The sequence below is a fragment of the Rhodanobacter sp. UC4448_H15 genome (genome assembly GCF_052978265.1).
Window position 1 is genome coordinate 266,767 of sequence record NZ_CM129665.1, and the last position, 16,637, is coordinate 283,403.

Below are 16,637 nucleotides of genomic sequence, written 5' to 3' on the forward strand. Positions count from 1 at the left end.
CCGGCGGCACCGGCGCGTGTACCATGCGCGCACCGCCGCCATGCCAGCGAGACCGACCGTGCACGACTACCAACGCGACTTCATCGAACTCACCCTGCGCCGGCAGGTGCTGCGCTTCGGCGAGTTCACGCTGAAGTCCGGCCGGCAGAGCCCGTACTTCTTCAACATGGGCCGGATCGATTCAGGCGCCGCGCTGGCGCGACTCGGCCGCGCGTACGCCGCCGCCCTGGTCGAGGCGGGGATCGAGGTCGACATGCTGTTCGGCCCGGCCTACAAGGGCATCGCGCTGGCCGCGGCCACCGCCATCGCGCTGGCCGAACAGCACGGGCGCGACCTGCCATGGGCCTACAACCGCAAGGAGGCCAAGGATCACGGCGAGGGCGGCAGCCTGGTCGGCGCGCCGCTGGCCGGGCGCGTGCTGATCGTCGACGACGTGATGACCGCCGGCACCGCGGTGCGCGAGTCGCTGGCGCTGATCCGCGCCCACGGCGCCACGCCGGCCGGCGTGCTCATTGCGCTGGATCGCCAGGAGCGCGGCCAGGGCGAACGCTCCGCCGCGCAGGAAGTCGCCGCCGAGCACGGCATCCCGGTCATCGCCATCACCTGCCTGGACGACGTGCTGGAGTATGCCGGCGCGCAGCCGCAACTGGCTGCCGAACACGCGCGATTGCTGGACTACCGCGCCCGGTACGGCGTACCCCGCTGACCGGCGCGGCATGCGCCACCGGTTCATGCACCGGCCAATAGACTCCGGCCAACCCCATCACAGCAGCGCCGCGGGCAACCGGCCAGCATGGCGGAGCCAGCTATACTCGGGCCAACAGGAGAACCCATGCGCAAATCACTGCTCATTCTGGCTGCCGTAGCGATGGGCGCGAGCCTTGCCGCGTTCGCCCAGAACGCTGGCAGCGTGCGCTACAAGTGGTATGACAACCAGGGCCTGGTGCATTACAGCGACAGCCTCACCGCCGACGCGATGAAGTACGGCTACGACCTGGTCAACGATCGCGGCATGGTGGTGCGCCACGTGTCGCGCCAGCTCAACCCCGAGGAGCGCGCCGCGGCGGCCAAGCTGGCCGAGGCCGAGGCGGCCAGACAGCGCGCGGCGCAGGAAGTGGCCACCGCCGAGGCGCAGATGCTCAACGCCTACCCGGACGAGGAGTCGTACAAGATCTCGCTGCAGCAGACGCTGGACACGGTCGACCAGCAGATCCGCACCACCCGGATCAACCTGCGCAGCCAGGAGAAGGCGCTGACCGATCTGCTGGCCCGCGCCGCGGAGATCGAGAACGCCAAGAAGCCGGTGCCGAAATTCCTCACCGACAGCGTCGCCGCGCAGCGCAACGTCGTCACCGGCCTGCGCGCCACCTTGCAGCGCCAGCAGACCCTGCGCACGCAGACGGTGCAGGAGCAGGTCAAGCAGCTGGCCCGCTACCGCGAGCTGAAAGCCGAGCAGGACAAGGCTTCGCAGTAGTCTGGCTCGGGCCGACGCGGTCCGCGTCCCGGCCCGCCATCCTCAGAACGGCAGTTTCAGGGCAGGATCGACCGCCAGCATCTGCCGGCGGAACACCTGCTGGATGCGCTTGAGCGCCGCCTCGGTGTCGGCCTCGAAACGCAGCACCAGCACCGGCGTGGTGTTGGACGCGCGCACCAGTCCCCAGCCGTCCGGCCAGTCCACGCGCAGACCGTCGATACCGATCACCGAGGCGTCCTCGAAGCTGGCGCGCTCGCGCAGCCGGTCCATGAAGCGGTAATGCTCGCCTTCGGCCAGCGCGACCTTCAGCTCGGGAGTGGAGATGCTCTTGGGCAGGGTGGCGAAGATCTCCTCCGGGCTGCGCCCGTGGAGGTCGCCGGCGAGGATCTCCAGCAGCCGAGCGGCGGCATAGATGCCGTCGTCGAAACCGTACCAGCGCTCCTTGAAGAAGAAGTGCCCGCTCATCTCGCCGGCCAGCTCGGCGCCGGTCTCGCGCATCTTGGCCTTGATCAGCGAATGCCCGGTGCGCCACATCAACGGACTGCCGCCGGCGTCCAGGATCTGCGCCTTCAGGTGGCTGGTGCACTTGACGTCGTAGATCACCGTGCCGCCGGGCTGGCGCGACAGCACGTCGCGCGCGAACAGCATCAGCAGGCGATCCGGATAGATGATCTCGCCGGCGCGGGAGACCACGCCCAGGCGATCGCCGTCGCCGTCGAAGGCGAGGCCGAGGTCCGCTCCGGTCTGGCGCACGGCGTGGATCAGGTCCTGCAGGTTGGCCGGATCGGACGGATCGGGATGGTGGTTCGGGAAGCTGCCGTCGACATCGCAGTACAGCGGGACCACCTCGCAGCCGACGCCTTCGAGCACCTGCGGCGCGATCGCGCCGGGAATGCCGTTGCCGCAATCGACCACCACCTTCAGCGGGCGCTCGGCGAGCACGTCGGAGACGATTTTCTCGATGTAGTCCGGGGCCACGTCGACCTGGCGCAGGCCGCCGTGACCATCCTGGCTCAACGCGCCGCCGGCGATGCGCTGGTACAGGTCCTGGATCGCGCCCTCGGCCAGCGTCTCGCCGCCGATCACGATCTTGAAGCCGTTGTAGTCCGGCGGATTGTGGCTGCCGGTGACCGCCACGCCGCAGCCGGTGTTGAACCGGTACGCGGCGAAATACACCACCGGCGTGGGCACCGCGCCCAGGTCGATCACGTCGACGTCGGCCTCGCGCAGGCCGTCGGCCAGCGCGCCGGCCAGTTCGGGACCGGAAACCCGGCCATCGCGGCCGACCACGATCTCGCGCAGGCCGCGCTCGACCATCACCGCGCCGATCGCCCGGCCCAGCAGCCTGGCCACGTTGCGGTCCAGTGTCTTGCCGACCACGCCGCGCACGTCGTAGGCGCGGAAGATGCTCGGGTCCACCGGCACCGTGGCGGGTTCGGCCGGCGCGGCCGCGGGACGCGCAGTGGCCGGAGCGGGGGTCGACGGCGCGCGCGCGCGCGGGCGCGGCAGCGCGACCTCGGCCACCAGCGGCTCCTCTTCGGCCGGCGGCGCCGACGAAGCCTGGCGACGCCCGCGCAGCCACAGCAGATAGCCGGCTCCGCCCAGCCCCAACAGGCTCAGCAGCGCGCTCAACCACCACGAATGCGGCAGCACGATGAACGCATCGGGCAGCCCGGCGCCCACGCGGAACGCGGTGCCGGGCACGGCCACGCTGTTGTCGCCGGTCTGCGCCGAGGCACTGCCGTTGGAGAACAACTGCACGCTGCCCGGCTCGTCTCCCTGGCGCAGATCGAGCCGACCGCCGGCCGGCGGGATTGCGTCGAAAGCCCGCTGGACCCCGGCAAACGGCAGTTCCACCCACACCCACGCCTGGGTCTGATCGGGCGCACCCAGCGGCACGACCATGCTCAGCCGGCGGTCGCCGTTGCCGTAGTAGACGCTCTGCACCGGCGGCGCGCCCTCCGCCGTCTGCGCGGCCATCAGCTGCGCCGCCTTGGCATAGCCGAACTCGCGGTAGTTGGCGCGCAGCACTTCCTTGAGGTCGCCGCTGTAGATGTCCAGCTGCTGCGCCTGCGGCAGGCGCAGGCGCAAGGTGGCGATCGACTGCGCCGGGTCGTTCAGCACCGTCGCCGGGTCGACCAGCGCCAGCGCCTTCTCCACCGCACCGCGCTGGCGTGCGACCTCGTCGGCAACCGCCTTGACCGCCTGCGCCTGAGCGGCATGGACCCGTTCGTCGGCGTGATGCTCGTCGGCGATCAGCCAGGTCTGCCAGGCACAGAACAGGCCCAGCAGCAGCAGCAAGGTGCCGCCGGCCAGCGGCAGCACGGCCGACCAGTCGACCTCAGGCCGGGCCAGCCGCCGCTTCGCGATTTTTGGTGCCATGCTCTGCCCCCACGGCTGAAACTGCGCGGTGGCGCGACCGCTCCGGGTCGCGCCGAGTTTCCGTGCCCATGCTATCGGATACCGGTGGAGCCGAAGCCTCCGGCGCCGCGTTCGCTGGGCGTGAATTCATTGACGATCTGCAGCCGCGCCTGCGCCACCGGCACCAGCAGCAACTGCGCGATGCGGTCGCCGACCGCGATGGTGTACGGAGCGTCGCCGCGGTTCCAGCACGAAATCATCAGCGGGCCCTGGTAGTCGGCGTCGATCACGCCGACCAGGTTGCCCATCACCAGGCCGTGCTTGTGGCCCAACCCGGAGCGCGGAACGATCAAGGCGCACCATTGCGGATCGCCGATGTGAATGGCGATGCCGCTGGGCACCAGCGCACTTGCGCCGGGTGCCAGGGTCAGCGGCTGCTCCAGTGCCGCACGCAGGTCCATGCCGGCGCTGCCGGGGGTGGCGGCATGCGGCAGCGGAATGCTGTCGCCCAGGCGCGGGTCGAGGATCTTCAATTCGACGTCGAGCGTCATCCGCGCGTCGCCCGGTAGCGTTCGGCCACTTGCGCGATGAGCTGGCGCGCCAGTTCGCTCTTGGCGGCGCGCGGCAAGGCCAGCTCGCCATCGGCCCAGTACAGCGTCAATGCGTTCTCGGCGACCTCGAAACCGAGTCCGTCGCCGACCTGGTTCGCCGCGATCATGTCCAGCCCCTTGCTGCGCAATTTGCCGCGCGCGTAACTGGCCACATCATGCGTCTCCGCGGCGAATCCGACCAGGAACGGGTGCCCGCTCTGCGCGGCCAGGCTGGCCAGGATGTCGGGGTTCTCTTCCAGCTGCAGCGAGAGCGGCGCGCCCGCGCTCTTTTTCAGCTTCAGCGCCGAGACGCTGGCCGGCCGATAATCGCCCACCGCCGACGCGCCGATGTAGATGTCCGCAGCGCGACTGGCCTCGAGCACGGCGGCCTGCATTTGCGCGGCGCTGCGCACGTCGATGCGCCGCGCCACCCCGACGGGCGTGGCCAGGCTCACCGGGCCGGCCACCAGGCTCACCGTGGCGCCCGCCTCCGCCGCGGCCGCGGCCACCGCGAAACCCATCCGGCCGGAGCTGCGGTTGCCGATGAAGCGCACCGGGTCGATGTCCTCGTAGGTCGGACCGGCGCTGACCACCACCTGCAACCCGGCCAGCGCGCCGTTGCCGAACGAGGCAGCCAGCGCGTCGCGCAATTCGTGCGGCTCCAGCATGCGGCCGGAGCCCATGTCGCCGCAGGCCTGCTCGCCGGCCGCCGGCCCCAGCACCTGCACGCCACGCTGGCGCAGCAGCACCAGGTTCGCCTGCACCGCCGGGTGCGCCCACATCTGCTGGTTCATCGCCGGCGCCAGGTACAGCGGTGCGGCGCTGGCCAGGCACAGCGTGCTGAGCAGGTCATCGGCATGGCCATGGGCGAGCCGGGCGATGGTGTCGGCGCTGGCCGGCGCCACCAGAATGCGCTCGGCCCAGCGCGCCAGCTCGATGTGACCCATCGCCGCCTCGGCGTGCGCATCCCACAGGCTGCTGCGCACCGGCTGGCCGGAGAGCGCCTGGAACGTGGCCGCGCCGACGAAATGCTCGGCCCCTGCGGTCATCACCACGCGCACCTCGGCGCCCTGCTCGCGCAGGCGGCGGACCAGTTCGCAACTCTTGTAGGCGGCGATGCCGCCGGTCACTCCCAGCAGGATGCGGCGTTGGGCGAGGCTCATGTAAGGCGGGCCTGACAGTCGGGCAGACGCTTAGCTTACCGGATTCAATCCGCACCACTGCTGCCTGCCGGCGACCCCCTTCGCCAAGCTGGCACGCATGAGCATCCGCGACTGGCCCGAAGGCGAACGACCCCGCGAAAAACTGCTGGCCCGCGGGAGCGCCGCGCTGTCCGACGCGGAGCTGCTGGCCGTGCTGCTGGGCAGCGGCAGCCGCGGCAAGGACGCCATCGCGCTGGGCCGCGAACTGCTCGCCAACGCGGGCGGCGTGGCCGCCTTGCTGGGCCGGCCGGAGCAGCAGATCCGCGCCGGCGGGCTGGGTCCGGCCAAGCGCGCGCGGATCGCTGCGGCGCTGGAACTGGCCCGGCGCAGCCTGGCCGAGCAGCTGCAGGAGCGGCCCAGCCTGGGCAACCCGCGCGACAGCGGCGACTACCTGCGGGCCCGCCTGCGCCACCTGCCCTACGAAGTGTTCGGCTGCCTGTACCTGGACAACCGCCATCGCGTGCTGGCCTTCGAGGAGCTGTTCCGCGGCACCGTCGACGGCGCCAGCGTGCACCCGCGCGAAGTGGTGCGCGCCTGTCTGCATCACAACGCCTGCGCGGTGATCTTCGCCCACAACCACCCCTCCGGCGTGGCCGAACCCAGTGCCGCCGACCGCGCGATCACCCACGAACTGCGTGATGCCCTGCACCTGGTCGGCGTGCGCGTGCTCGACCACCTGGTGATCGGCCACGGCGAGCCGGTGTCGATGGCCGCCCGCGGCCTGCTCTGAACGCGTCCGTACCGGGCCGCCGCTGCGGCGCGCATCTCCCCACCTTCGCCCGACAAGCCGGCTCTGCCGCGCTGCGGCACACCGTGCGCCAACCTGTTCGCGCGCACAGAAGCGGCCGCCAAGTGGTCGAAACTTATGCACAAAATGCAACGACAACCGGTTGCCGTCGCAATCGCCAGTCTTGCGCAAAGTTGCTGCTTCAACATAATGATTTTGCTTGATAATTTCTTGCGACTTGACAAAGACCAGCCAGCCGCTGCCTCGGCGCGTTCCCCGCCGGCGAATTTCCCCACAGAGTTATCCACAGGACGCCTCGACGCGGTGCAACACGAGACCACCCCGCGTCCGGCACGGCCTTCGCCGCCGGCGTGCGCGCGCCGGTCTGTTAGAATTGCCGGTTCCATCACGAAACCGATCCCACCCGTGAAAGCACAGCTGCGCAACCTGGTGTTGCAGGCCATCCACGCCCTGCAGCACGACGCGACCCTGCCGGCCGAGCTGGCCATCCCCGACTTCGTGATCGAGCGCGCGCGCAGCCGCGAGCATGGCGATTTCGCCTGCAACGCGGCGATGCTGCTGGCCAAGCATGTCCTGAGCCCTGTCGAAGGGGCGGCGCGCGCCAAGCCACGCGAGCTGGCCGAAAAACTGGTCGCCGCACTGCCGGCCAACCCGCTGGTGGAAAAAGTCGAGATCGCCGGCCCCGGCTTCATCAACTTCTTCCTCGCCGCCGGCGCCTATCACGCCGAAGTGCGCCGGATCATGGCCGAGGGCAACGCCTACGGCCGCAATGCCAGCGGCGGCGGCAGGACCGTCGGCGTGGAATTCGTCTCGGCCAACCCGACCGGCCCGCTGCACGTGGGCCACGGCCGCGCCGCGGCGATCGGCGACTGCCTGAGCCGCCTGCTCGACGCCAGCGGCTGGAACGTCAAGCGCGAGTACTACTACAACGATGCCGGCGTGCAGATCGCCAACCTGGCCGTGTCGGTGCAGGCGCGCGCGCGCGGCATCACGCCCGAAGACAGCAGCTGGCCCGACAACGGCTACCGCGGCGACTACATCGCCGACGTGGCGCGCGCCTACCTCGATCGCGAATCGGTGGTGGCCGACGGCGAGACGGTCGTCGCGGCCGGCGACGTCGACGACCTCGACGCGATCCGCCGCTTCGCCGTAGCCAGCCTGCGCCGCGAGCAGGACCTGGACCTGCAGGCATTCGGCGTCGGCTTCGACACCTATTTCCTGGAGTCCTCGCTGTACAGCGACGGCAAGGTCGAGGAAACCGTGCGCGAGCTGATCGCCCACGGTCACACCTACGAGGAAGGCGGCGCGCTGTGGCTGCGCACCACCGCGTTCGGTGACGACAAGGACCGCGTGATGCGCAAGTCCGACGGCACCTACACCTACTTCCTGCCCGACGTGGCCTACCACCTGAGCAAGTGGCAGCGCGGCTACCAGCGCGCGATCACCGAGCTGGGCTCGGACCACCACGGTTCGCTGGCGCGGGTGAAGGCCGGCCTGCAGGCGCTCGATTGCGGCATCCCCAAGGGCTGGCCGGAATACGTGCTGCACCAGATGGTCACCGTGATGAAGGGCGGCGAGGAGGTGAAGATCTCCAAGCGCGCCGGCAGCTACGTCACCTTGCGCGACCTGATCGACGAAGTCGGCAAGGACGCCACGCGCTACTTCCTGATCGCGCGCAAGAGCGATTCGCAGTTGGTGTTCGACGTCGACCTGGCCCGCTCGCAGTCCAACGACAACCCGGTCTACTACATCCAGTACGCGCATGCCCGCGTCTGCAGCGTGCTGCGCCAGGCGCCGGAGAAAGGCTTTGCCTTCGACCTCGCCGACGGCCTTGCGCACCTGGACCGGCTGGACAACGAGCACGAGCAGATCCTGCTCACCGAGCTGTCGAAATACCCCGAACAGGTCGAAGCGGCGACGGCCAACCTGGAGCCGCACCTGATCGCCGGCTGGCTGCGCGAACTGGCCAACGCGTTCCACACCTACTACAACTCGCACCAGTTCCTGGTCGAGGATGCGAGCCTGCGCAACGCGCGGCTGGCGCTGGTGGTCGCCACGCGCCAGGTACTGAAGAACGGACTGGATTTGCTGGGCCTCAGCGCCCCGGAGAAGATGTAATGGCAGCACGCAAGGGCAGGGGCCGGCAGGCCGTACGCAACGGCCGCAACGGATTCCCGGGCTGGGGTTACGCGGTGATCGGCGTCCTCGCCGGCGCGATCCTGATGGCGATCGTGATGCGCGGCAGCCTGTTCACCAACCTGCGCACGCCGACCGGACCGCAGGCCAACCCGCAGGCCACCGCCCAGCGCGGCAGCGAGCCGGGCGTGCTGGAACCGGCCCCCGGCGAAAGCACGCCGAAGAAGCCGCAGTACGACTTCTACTCGGTGCTGTCGGAGAAGGAAGTGCGCATCCCCGACGCCGAGATCAGCGCGCAGGCCAAGGCCGAGCAGCAGCAGGCCGCCACGCCGGCACCGGCGACGACGCCCGCCAGCACACCCGGCGTGGCCGTGCAGAACGTCACCGCCGCGCCGGCCGAGGCGGTGGAACCGGCCAGCGGCGGCAACGGCTACCTGCTGCAGGTGGGCGCGTTCCCCGACCCCGCCACCGCCGAAGCACAAAAGGCCAAGCTGGCCCTGCAGGGCTTCGTCGCCAACGTGCAGACGGTGAATGTCGGCGGGCAGACCTACCACCGCGTACGGCTGGGGCCGTTCCGCTCGGCCACCGAGCTGGAATCGACCAAGCAGAAACTCGCCGCCGCCGGCATCCCGGCGATCGCCCTGAAAGAAGGCAAGTAATCGCATGAACGGCAAGATCGCCTGGATCACCGGTGCCACCGCCGGTTTCGGTGCCGCCACCGTCGAGCGCTTCGTCGCCGGCGGTTGGCGGGTGATCGCCAGCGGCCGCCGGGCCGAACGATTGCGGCAGCTGGTGGACCGCCACGGCGCCGAGCGCGTGCATGCGGCCGCCTTCGACATGCGCGACGAAGCGGCCATGCGCGCCGCCCACGCCGCCCTGCCGCCGTCGTTCGCCGGCATCGACCTGCTGGTCAACAACGCCGGCCTGGCGCTGGGCACCGCGCCCGCGCAGCAAGCCGAGCTGGCGCAGTGGAAGCAGATGATCGACACCAACGTCACCGCGCTGGCCACGATCACGCACCTGCTGCTGCCGCAGCTGATCGAACGCCGCGGCGCCATCGTCAACATCAGCTCGATCTCCGGCAGCTACGCCTACCGCGGCGGCAACGTGTACGGCGCCAGCAAGGCCTTCGTCACCCAGTTCTCGCAGAACCTGCGCACCGACCTGCACGGCAGCGGCGTGCGCGTGACCTCGATCGAACCGGGCATGGCCGAGACCGAATTCACCCTGGTGCGCACCGGCGGCGACCAGGCCGCCTCCGACCAGCTCTACGCCGGCGCCCACCCGATCACCGCGACCGACATCGCCGACACCATCTGGTGGATCGCCAACCTGCCGCCGCACCTCAACATCAACCGCATCGAGCTGATGCCGGTCAGCCAGTCGGCAGCCGGGCTGCAGGTGGCGCGCGACAGCTGAGGCTGAACCCGCTCAGCCCGCCTCGCCGCGATGCACGTCGTGCGTCACGAACGGATGTCCGGGGTCGGGGGCGGCAAGCCACTGCGGATGCGCCAGGGTGTGGCGCATGTCGTCCAGGCCGCCCTGCCAGTGGCTGCGCATGCTGGTGGCGCTGAATTCGTAGTCCTTGAAGTGGCCTTCGTGGGGCCGGTCCTGGTAGATCAGGTGGATCACGTTGGTCAACGCCTCCGCCGCGCGTGCCTCGGCATGGCGGTACGCCGGGTCGCCGCGCCGCTCGGCCGGCACCAGCGCCATCACGTCGTGCAGCAGGCGGCGCTGCTCCTGCATGCGGCGCATGAACTCGGTGACCAGCCGGGTGCGGCTGGAGTACTGGATCTCCTTGCTGCGCTCGGCCACGTCGGCAAGATCGCGCGGCAGCGTGCCGCGGGCGCTCCACAGGTCGACCTGGAACACCAGCGTGTCGCAACCGGGGCGTTCGCTGAGCACCTCGTAAAGCGGCGTGTTGGAGACCATGCCGCCGTCCCAGTAGAACTCGCCGTCGATCTCCACCGCGGGAAAGCCCGGCGGCAACGCGCCGGAAGCCATGAAGTGCTCGGGGCGCAGGCGCTCGCGGCGATTGTCGAAATAGGCGAAGTTGCCGCTGCGCACGTTCACCGCGCCGACCGCCACGCGCATCGTGCGCGCATCGTTGAGGCGGTCGAAATCGACCAACCGCTCCAGCGTGGCGCGCAGCGGCTTCGTGTCGTACCAGCTCACGCTGCCCGGCGTGGCGTGCCCGCCCAGGAACGGCGGCGGCTGGCGCGGGTGGAAGAAGCCGGCCTGGCCCTCGGTCATCGCGCGCCAGGCGGCCAGGCCGCTCATGCCGTTGAGCCATGCCGTCGGCCACGCCACCGCATCGAACCACGGCAGCGCCGGCACGTCCGGCCACAGCGGCGAGCGGCAGATCGCCTCCCAGAATTCGCGCAGCCGTTCCACCCGCCGCTCGGGCGCGTTGCCGGCGATGACCGCCGCGTTCAACGCGCCGATCGAGATGCCGGCCAGCCGGTTCGGCTGCAGGCCGGCCTCGTCCAGCGCCTCGAACACGCCGGCCTGGTAGGCGCCGAGTGCGCCGCCGCCCTGCAACACCAGCGCGACGGTGCGGTAGTCGCGGGCTACCGTTTCCGCCAGCGACGGCGTGGTCACTGCATGAACCAGCCGTGGCTGACCACGATCGACTGGCCGGTCAGCGCGGCGGAGGGGAAGGTGGCCAGGTACAGCGCGGTCTGCGCGATGTCCTCCACCGTGGTGAAGGTCGCGTCGACGGTGTCCTTCAGCATCACGTTCCTGATCACCTCGTCTTCCGTGATGCCGAGCTCCCTGGCCTGCTCGGGGATCTGCTTCTCGACCAGCGGCGTACGCACGAAGCCCGGGCAGATCACGTGCGAGCGCACGTTGTGCGGCGCACCCTCTTTCGCCAGCGTGCGGGCCAGCCCGAGCAGGCCGTGCTTGGCGGTGACGTAGGGCGCCTTCAGCTTCGAGGCTTCGTGCGAGTGCACCGAGCCCATGTAGATCACGATGCCGCCGCGGTCGCCCTGGTACATGTGCTTGAGCGCGGCCTTGGTGGTGAGGAAGCCGCCGTCGAGATGGATCGCCAGCATCTTCTTCCAGTCGGCGAAGGCGAACTGGTCGATCGGATTGATGATCTGCACGCCGGCGTTGGAGATCAGGATGTCCAGATGGCCAAATGCCGCCACCACCTTGTCCGTGCCGGCGTTGACCGCCTCCTCGCTGGTGACGTCCATCGCCACGCCGAGCGCCTTGCCGCCGGCGGCGTTGATCTCCGCCGCCACCGCATCGGCAGCTTGCTGGTTGATGTCGGCGATCGCCACGCTGGCGCCGTTCTTCGCGTACAGCTCGGCGATCGCCTTGCCGAGGCCGCTGGCCGCGCCCGTGATCAGGGCGACCTTGCCGTTGAGACTGCTCATGCGTTGCTCCTCTGCGACTGGAACTGGATGGAACGGGTCATGCTGGAGCCCGCTTGCGGGCGGTGCTCTCGGCGCCGGTATTCGGAATTTGCGAGAGCATCGCCCGCGAGCGGGCTCCTGCGATCAGTGGGTGTCTTCGGCGAGGTAGGTGTAGGCGGTGAGGCCGGCATCAAGCGCATCGTACAGGCGCGCCGCCTCGTCGCCGGCGACGCCCGCGTCGGCAATGCGCGCGCGGTAGCTGGCGCGCAAGGCCTCCAGGTCGTAGCCGACGTAGTCGAGCATCAGGTCGGTGGTGTCGCCGCGACGCTTGTTGGCGAACACGTAGCCGTCGCCCTCGACGCGCACGTTGACCGCGTCGGTATCGCCGAACAGGTTGTGGATGTCGCCCAGGGTCTCCTGGTAGGCGCCGACCATGAAGATGCCCAGCCGATAGCTCTCGCCGTCCTTCAACGCATGCAGCGGCAGGCTGACGTCGACGCCGTCAGCCTCCACATAGTGGTCAATGCGGCCGTCCGAATCGCAGGTGAGGTCGACGATCACGCCGCGCCGGGTCGGCTCCTCGTCGAGCCGGGCGATCGGCATGATCGGGAACACCTGGTCGATCGCCCACACGTCGGGGATCGATTCGAATACCGAGAAGTTGGTGAAGTACTTGTCCACCAGCTTCTCGTCCAGCTCGTCCAGCACCTGTCGGTGCGCGCGCTCGGCCGGCAGCAGGCGCCCGCGCACGGCATTGGCGATGGCGTAGAACATCTCGTCCAGTCGCGCGCGGTCGGCCAGCGACAGCTGGCCCAGCGCGTACAGCGATTGCCCTTCGGCCAGGTGATGCTGGGCCTCGTGGAACAGCTCCAGCGGCGGGCGCTCGTCCAGCGCCGCGTGGACCTCGCGCAGGTGGCGCAGCACCACCGGCTCGTCCCCGCGCGGCGACGGCATGCTGCCGGCCGGCACCTGCTCGACCTCGGTCACGTTGACCACCATCACCGCGTGGTGCGCGGTCATCGCCCGGCCTGCCTCGGTGAGGATGTGCGGCGCGGCCAGGCCCTCGGCGCTCACCGCCTCGGCCAGCGACTGCACGATGGTGGCGGCGTACTGTTCCAGCGAGTAGTTGATCGAGTTGTGGCTGCGCGAGCGGGTGCCTTCGTAATCCACACCCAGGCCGCCGCCGACGTCGACGATCTCCAGCGGCACGCCCATGTGCGAGAGTTCGACGAAGTAGCGGGTGGCCTCGCGCATGCCGTTGGCGATGTCGCGCACGTTGGAGATCTGCGAGCCCATGTGGAAGTGCTGCAGCTTCAGCGTGTGCTTCAGGCCTGCCGCATCGAGCCGCTCGATCAGCCGCAGCACCTGCTGCGGCGACAGTCCGAACTTGCCCTTGTCGCCGCCGGTGTTCTGCCACTTGCCGGCGCCGATCGAGGCCAGTCGCACGCGCACGCCGAGCAGCGGCTCCACGCCCAGCGCCTTCGCCTCGCTGAACACGTGGTCGAGTTCGGACAGCTTCTCGATCACGATGTGCACGCGCAGGCCGAGCTTCTTGCCGATCAGCGCAAGGCGGATGTACTCGCGGTCCTTGTAGCCGTTGCAGATCACGATGGAACCGGGCCGCGCCATCGCCAGCACCGCCATCAGCTCGGGCTTGGAGCCCGCTTCCAGGCCGAAGCCCTGGGTGCCGGCGGCGACCAGCTCGCCCGCCACGCTGCGCTGCTGGTTGACCTTGATCGGATAGATCGCGGTGTAGCCTCCGGCGTAGTCGTGCTCGGCGATGGCGCGGGCGAAGGCGCCCTGCAGCTGCGCGAGACGGTCGGCGAGGATGTCCGGGAAACGCACCAGCAGCGGCAATCGCAGGCCCTCGGCGCAGGCGCGGTCGACGATCGCCGGCAGCGCCAGCGCCGGGCCCTCGGCGCCGCGCGGGTGCATCAGCAGGTTGCCGGCGGCATCGATGTCGGCGTAGCCGTCGCTCCAGTAGGGCACGGCATAGGTGTGGCGGGCAGTGGCAATGGTCCAGGGCTTCGACATGGGGCCTCCCTCGGGAAACGTAGCAGGGGATGTCGCAGCGGCGAGCCTTGACGAGGTTGCTCGATGGAGCGGAAAGCCGGCCGGCCGGAAGCCTCGCACGCCGCGGGGCCGGATGGGCTTGCCCGGCCTTCGTCACGCCCTCGCGACGGCTGGCCGGGCCACCATTGTAATGGCCGCGCGCCGCCCTGCACGGCGGCCGCGGCCGGGACGTCAGCCGCCGTTGCCGGTACAATCGACCTTCTTTGCCCACGCTTCGCGGAACCATCCCATGTCGCAGCCCGCCCCCCTCACCGAAGCCCACTGGTTCACCGAGGCGCACCAGGCGTCCGGTTCGTCCATCGGCTTTCGCACCGAGCAACTGCTGCACGCGGAGAAGACCCCATTCCAGTCCATCGAGATCCACAAGACCACCGACTGGGGCAACCTGATGGTGATCGATGGCTGCGTGATGCTGACCAGCCGCGACAACTTCTTCTACCACGAGATGATGACCCACCCGGCGCTGTTCACCCACGCGCGCGCCAAGCGCGTGGTGATCATCGGCGGCGGCGATTGCGGCACGCTGCGCGAAGTGCTGCGCCACGAGGAAGTCGAGCACGCCGTGCAGGTGGAGATCGACGAGCGCGTGACGCGCCTGGCCGAACAGTATTTCCCCGAGCTGTGCGAGGCCAACGCCGATCCGCGCGCCGAGCTGCTGTTCATCGACGGCATCAAGTACATGGCCGAGTGCGAGCCGGAGTCGGTGGATCTGGTCATCGTCGACTCGACCGACCCGGTGGGCCCGGCGGAAGGCCTGTTCAACGCCGCGTTCTACGCCAGCTGCTACAAGGCGCTGCGCCACGGCGGCCTGCTGGTGCAGCAGAGCGAATCGCCGCTGGCCCACCTGGACCTGATCCGCTCGATGCGTTCGGCGATGCGCACCACCGGCTTCGCCGCGGTGAAGACGCTGCCGTTCCCGCAACCGTGCTACCCCACCGGCTGGTGGAGCTGCACCATGGCGCGCAAGGGCGGCGACCTGTCCGGCTTCCGCGAACGCGGCGCTTCAGCCAAGAAATTTCCCACCCGCTACTACAACGCCGAAATCCACAAGGCCGCCCTGGCCCAGCCGGAATTCATGCGCGAGGCGCTGGGGGACTGAAAGCCGGGAATGGGGAATAGGGAATGGGGAATAGTAAAGAGCCGCCCGTCGTTGCTCTTCTATTCCCTATTCCCTATTCCCTATTCCCTATTCCCCATTCCCTATTCCCCATTCCCTATTCCCTGCAACTAAAACATCTTCGACCGCACCTTCGGCAGCAGCACCAGCAGCAAGGTGGCGAGCGGGCCGAGCAGCAGCGAGAGCAGGAACCACAGCAGCCCGCTGCGGTTCTTGCCCTGCGCCAGCGCCGCGTTGATCAAGGCCAGCGTGCCCCAGCCGACAAACCATGGGGCGCCATCGGTCCACAACGAAAAATGATTCACGACACTCTCCCGAGCGATGGGTGGCGTCGTCCTGCGCCCGAACAGGCATCCTAACAAGCCTGGCCGCCCCGCCGACCGGCGAGCGGCGCGTCGATCAGGCGAGCTTAATCTGCACTCGCTATGCTGGCGCCTTTGCCGCCGAGGGAAGTTCACGATGCCTGGAATGCGCTGCGTTGCCGTGAGTTGCGTGTGGCTGCTGTTCGCCGCGCCGGTGCTGGCGGCCAAGGCGCCGCCCGCCGCGAAACCCGCGGCGACGACGTCCAGGGCGGCGCAGGCGCGCGACCAGGCGCAGCTGGCCTTCCAGCGCGACCTGGTCAGCGTGCTGGCGCCGCGCGCCGATGCGATGCCGCTGCTCGGTGCCGCGCTGCTGGCGCGGCCATTGTTCAACCAGCCGCCGGGCAACAGCTTCCACGCCCTGATCGAGCGCGCCGCCGCCGCCGAAGGCGCAGGCTCGGCGGTGAACTGGGCGCGGCTGGCCGATTGCGAGGCCAAGGCCGGCAACTGCCCCAACGCTGCCGCGCTGGATGCCTTGCTCACGCAGGCGCCGGACAACGCCGCCGTGTGGCTGGTCAAGCTGGGCGCCGACGCGCGCGACCACAAACAGGACGACGCCCGCGAAGACCTGCGTCGCGCCGCCGCCGCCAAGCTGTACGACGACTACGCCGGGATCAGTCTGCAGGCGTTGGCCGATTCGGTCGGCGTGCTGCCGCCGCCGGCCGCCGCGCTGGACCCGAACCACGCCGCCGGCGCGGTCGGCATGCAGACCGTGCTGATCTTCGGCCTCGCCAGCGCCCAACCGCAGCCGAGCCTGCAGCTGGTGGCCAAGTTGTGCGAGAACGCCGGCGAGGATGCCTCGATCAAGGCGGACTGCCTCAATCTGGCCAAGCTGCTGCAGTGGGGCTCCAGCCCCCTGGCCCGCTCACTCGGCCTGCACCTGGCCGAGGTGCTGGCCGACGACCCGGCCGCGGCCCAGGCCGCCAAAGACGCCCGCCGCCGCCTGGTCTGGCAAGTGCGCAGCTTCAACCAGCTGCTGGCCAAAGTGCAGGACGACACCCCCCTCGCCCGCCACCTGCTGTCGCTGGCCCGCAACGGCGGCACCGAGATGAGCCTGCAGGCGGCCGCCCTGCGCGATGCGGGCATTGCGCTCGATCCGCCTGCGGCGGATCGAGAACCGGGAATAGGGAATAGGGAATAGCCACAGCCGAAGCGACAAGCACCAGCCCGGTCGCAAGCCGCTCTTCCGATTCCCTATTCCCCATTCCCTATTCC

The 16,637-nt window shown here is 69.6% G+C and carries 15 protein-coding genes; 8 read left to right on the plus strand and 7 right to left on the minus strand.

Going from position 1 to position 16,637, the window contains the following annotated elements; genetic code table 11:
* Positions 1 to 58: 58 nt before the first annotated feature.
* Positions 59 to 706 carry an orotate phosphoribosyltransferase gene (pyrE, locus tag ACVCMI_RS01155; RefSeq protein ID WP_395120653.1) on the plus strand — a complete coding sequence of 216 codons (648 nt, stop codon included), beginning with the start codon at positions 59 to 61 and terminating at the stop codon, positions 704 to 706.
* Positions 707 to 832: 126 nt separating this feature from the next.
* The gene (locus ACVCMI_RS01160; RefSeq protein ID WP_447097770.1) at positions 833 to 1,474 is read left to right on the plus strand and encodes a DUF4124 domain-containing protein; all 642 of its coding nucleotides are present in this window, start codon (positions 833 to 835) and stop codon (positions 1,472 to 1,474) included.
* A 42-nt stretch (positions 1,475 to 1,516) separates the two neighbouring features.
* Here the strand turns inward: ACVCMI_RS01160 and ACVCMI_RS01165 are convergent, their stop codons facing one another.
* The 3 genes from ACVCMI_RS01165 to coaBC form a co-directional block, all read right to left on the minus strand.
* The gene (locus ACVCMI_RS01165) at positions 1,517 to 3,856 is read right to left on the minus strand and encodes a phosphomannomutase/phosphoglucomutase (RefSeq protein ID WP_447097769.1); all 2,340 of its coding nucleotides are present in this window, start codon (positions 3,854 to 3,856) and stop codon (positions 1,517 to 1,519) included.
* 71 nt (positions 3,857 to 3,927) lie between these two features.
* A complete protein-coding gene (gene dut / locus ACVCMI_RS01170) occupies positions 3,928 to 4,386 on the minus strand; it encodes a dUTP diphosphatase (RefSeq protein ID WP_447097768.1) in 459 nt (152 codons plus the stop codon).
* Entirely contained in the window at positions 4,383 to 5,588 is a 1,206-nt protein-coding gene (gene coaBC / locus ACVCMI_RS01175) for a bifunctional phosphopantothenoylcysteine decarboxylase/phosphopantothenate--cysteine ligase CoaBC (RefSeq protein ID WP_447097767.1), read from the minus strand. The genes dut and coaBC overlap by 4 nt, the downstream gene beginning before the upstream one ends.
* Positions 5,589 to 5,685: 97 nt before the next feature.
* Between coaBC and radC the strand changes: the two genes are divergently transcribed.
* From radC to ACVCMI_RS01195, 4 genes are all read left to right on the plus strand, one after another.
* A complete protein-coding gene (radC, locus tag ACVCMI_RS01180) occupies positions 5,686 to 6,357 on the plus strand; it encodes a RadC family protein (RefSeq protein WP_395120658.1) in 672 nt (223 codons plus the stop codon).
* 423 nt (positions 6,358 to 6,780) lie between these two features.
* Complete coding sequence (gene argS / locus ACVCMI_RS01185; RefSeq protein ID WP_395120659.1) at positions 6,781 to 8,493, plus strand: arginine--tRNA ligase; 1,713 nt, start codon at positions 6,781 to 6,783, stop codon at positions 8,491 to 8,493.
* Positions 8,493 to 9,170 (plus strand): SPOR domain-containing protein, encoded by a 678-nt coding sequence (locus ACVCMI_RS01190; protein ID WP_447097766.1) that lies wholly within the window; start codon positions 8,493 to 8,495, stop codon positions 9,168 to 9,170. Before argS ends, ACVCMI_RS01190 begins: the two co-directional genes overlap by 1 nt.
* Positions 9,171 to 9,174: 4 nt before the next feature.
* Complete coding sequence (locus ACVCMI_RS01195; RefSeq protein ID WP_447097765.1) at positions 9,175 to 9,930, plus strand: SDR family NAD(P)-dependent oxidoreductase; 756 nt, start codon at positions 9,175 to 9,177, stop codon at positions 9,928 to 9,930.
* A 12-nt stretch (positions 9,931 to 9,942) separates the two neighbouring features.
* Here the strand turns inward: ACVCMI_RS01195 and ACVCMI_RS01200 are convergent, their stop codons facing one another.
* The 3 genes from ACVCMI_RS01200 to speA form a co-directional block, all read right to left on the minus strand.
* Complete coding sequence (locus ACVCMI_RS01200; protein WP_447097764.1) at positions 9,943 to 11,112, minus strand: DUF3734 domain-containing protein; 1,170 nt, start codon at positions 11,110 to 11,112, stop codon at positions 9,943 to 9,945.
* Complete coding sequence (locus ACVCMI_RS01205) at positions 11,109 to 11,894, minus strand: 3-hydroxybutyrate dehydrogenase (protein ID WP_395120664.1); 786 nt, start codon at positions 11,892 to 11,894, stop codon at positions 11,109 to 11,111. The genes ACVCMI_RS01200 and ACVCMI_RS01205 overlap by 4 nt, the downstream gene beginning before the upstream one ends.
* 123 nt (positions 11,895 to 12,017) lie before the next feature.
* Positions 12,018 to 13,907, minus strand: a complete 1,890-nt coding sequence (speA, locus tag ACVCMI_RS01210; protein WP_447097763.1) for an arginine decarboxylase — start codon at positions 13,905 to 13,907, stop codon at positions 12,018 to 12,020.
* A gap of 268 nt (positions 13,908 to 14,175) precedes the next feature.
* On the opposite strand from speA, the gene speE reads away from it, so the two are divergent.
* The gene (speE, locus tag ACVCMI_RS01215) at positions 14,176 to 15,045 is read left to right on the plus strand and encodes a polyamine aminopropyltransferase (protein ID WP_447097762.1); all 870 of its coding nucleotides are present in this window, start codon (positions 14,176 to 14,178) and stop codon (positions 15,043 to 15,045) included.
* A gap of 128 nt (positions 15,046 to 15,173) precedes the next feature.
* On the opposite strand, the gene ACVCMI_RS01220 is transcribed toward speE, so the two are convergent.
* On the minus strand, positions 15,174 to 15,368 hold the full coding sequence (locus ACVCMI_RS01220; RefSeq protein WP_395120667.1) for an antitermination protein NusB: 195 nt from the start codon (positions 15,366 to 15,368) through the stop codon (positions 15,174 to 15,176).
* 154 nt (positions 15,369 to 15,522) lie between these two features.
* On the opposite strand from ACVCMI_RS01220, the gene ACVCMI_RS01225 reads away from it, so the two are divergent.
* The gene (locus ACVCMI_RS01225; RefSeq protein ID WP_447097761.1) at positions 15,523 to 16,563 is read left to right on the plus strand and encodes a hypothetical protein; all 1,041 of its coding nucleotides are present in this window, start codon (positions 15,523 to 15,525) and stop codon (positions 16,561 to 16,563) included.
* Positions 16,564 to 16,637 lie beyond the last annotated feature (74 nt).

Coding starts and splice junctions, on each gene's coding strand:
- ACVCMI_RS01160 (WP_447097770.1), top strand. CDS start 833: ATGCGCAAATCACTGCTCATTCTGGCTGCCGTAGCGATGGGCGCGAGC.
- speA (WP_447097763.1), bottom strand. CDS start 13,907: ATGTCGAAGCCCTGGACCATTGCCACTGCCCGCCACACCTATGCCGTG.
- ACVCMI_RS01195 (WP_447097765.1), top strand. CDS start 9,175: ATGAACGGCAAGATCGCCTGGATCACCGGTGCCACCGCCGGTTTCGGT.
- ACVCMI_RS01190 (WP_447097766.1), top strand. CDS start 8,493: ATGGCAGCACGCAAGGGCAGGGGCCGGCAGGCCGTACGCAACGGCCGC.
- ACVCMI_RS01205 (WP_395120664.1), bottom strand. CDS start 11,894: ATGAGCAGTCTCAACGGCAAGGTCGCCCTGATCACGGGCGCGGCCAGC.
- coaBC (WP_447097767.1), bottom strand. CDS start 5,588: ATGAGCCTCGCCCAACGCCGCATCCTGCTGGGAGTGACCGGCGGCATC.
- ACVCMI_RS01165 (WP_447097769.1), bottom strand. CDS start 3,856: ATGGCACCAAAAATCGCGAAGCGGCGGCTGGCCCGGCCTGAGGTCGAC.
- dut (WP_447097768.1), bottom strand. CDS start 4,386: ATGACGCTCGACGTCGAATTGAAGATCCTCGACCCGCGCCTGGGCGAC.
- ACVCMI_RS01225 (WP_447097761.1), top strand. CDS start 15,523: ATGCCTGGAATGCGCTGCGTTGCCGTGAGTTGCGTGTGGCTGCTGTTC.
- radC (WP_395120658.1), top strand. CDS start 5,686: ATGAGCATCCGCGACTGGCCCGAAGGCGAACGACCCCGCGAAAAACTG.
- speE (WP_447097762.1), top strand. CDS start 14,176: ATGTCGCAGCCCGCCCCCCTCACCGAAGCCCACTGGTTCACCGAGGCG.